At 60.3% G+C, this 1,351-nt stretch carries 1 protein-coding gene; it reads left to right on the forward strand.

Features of this window, described 5'->3' with window-relative positions; translation table 11 throughout:
- A partial coding sequence (locus tag FTU66_RS13510; protein ID WP_000408446.1) for an IS91-like element ISVsa3 family transposase occupies window positions 1–1,116 on the forward strand: 1,116 nt, incomplete at its 5' end.
- Window positions 1,117–1,351 lie beyond the last annotated feature (235 nt).

The raw sequence follows: 1,351 nt of genomic DNA on the forward strand, positions 1-1,351 counted from the left end.
TTCCCGTTTCAGCTGCGTTTCCTGTTTGCCAGCCGGCCCGAGATCATGGGGTGGGTGCTGGGCATCGTTTACCGCGTCATTGCCACGCACCTGGTCAAGAAAGCGGGCCATACCCACCAAGTGGCCAAGACGGGCGCGGTCACCCTGATCCAGCGTTTTGGATCGGCGCTCAATCTGAATGTTCACTTCCACATGCTGTTTCTCGACGGTGTGTATGTCGAGCAATCCCACGGCTCAGCGCGTTTCCGCTGGGTCAAGGCGCCGACCAGCCCAGAGCTCACCCAGCTGACGCACACCATCGCCCACCGGGTGGGTCGCTATCTGGAACGGCAAGGCCTGCTGGAACGGGATGTCGAAAACAGCTATCTGGCCTCGGATGCGGTGGATGACGACCCGATGACACCCCTGCTGGGGCACTCGATCACTTACCGTATCGCTGTCGGTTCACAGGCGGGGCGAAAGGTGTTCACTTTGCAAACTCTGCCGACCAGTGGTGATCCGTTCGGTGACGGGATTGGCAAGGTAGCCGGGTCCAGCCTGCACGCCGGCGTGGCGGCCAGGGCCGATGAACGCAAGAAGCTCGAACGGCTGTGCCGGTACATCAGCCGCCCGGCGGTATCCGAGAAGCGGCTGTCGTTAACACGAGGCGGCAACGTGCGCTACCAGCTCAAGACGCCGTACCGGGACGGCACCACGCACGTCATTTTCGAACCATTGGATTTCATTGCAAGGCTGGCCGCCCTGGTACCGAAGCCCAGAGTCAACCTAACCCGCTTCCACGGGGTGTTCGCACCCAACAGTCGGCACCGGGCGTTGGTCACGCCGGCAAAACGGGGCAGGGGCAACAAGGTCAGGGTGGCTGATGAACCGGCAACACCAGCACAACGGCGAGCGTCGATGACATGGGCGCAACGGCTCAAGCGTGTTTTCAATATCGACATCGAGACCTGCAGCGGCTGCGGCGGCGCCATGAAAGTCATCGCCTGCATTGAAGACCCTATAGTGATCAAGCAGATCCTTGATCACCTGAAGCACAAAGCCGAAACCAGCGGGACCAGGGCGTTACCCGAAAGCCGGGCGCCACCGGCTGAGCTGCTCCTGGGTCTGTTTGACTGACGAGCCTGAAGGCCAACGATACCAATCAAAATGCTGCGTTCACAGCGCCGCGGCAGGGATCCGCCGTGCTGGTTGTCGGAAAAGGAGCCGCTAGTGGGAAAGAGGAGGGTAAATTTTCAGCGTTGCTGGCTCCCCGTCAGCCGGATTGGGTTGCATCGCAGGGGTGTCGAAAGAGTCAACTGCGGTCCAAAGCTGTTGGACTTGGGTGAAAAGGGCGTTTATTCTTCCTATACGT

Origin of the sequence: Acinetobacter sp. YH12131, assembly GCF_013418635.1 — a bacterium.
Classification (GTDB): Bacteria; Pseudomonadota; Gammaproteobacteria; order Pseudomonadales; family Moraxellaceae; genus Acinetobacter; species Acinetobacter towneri.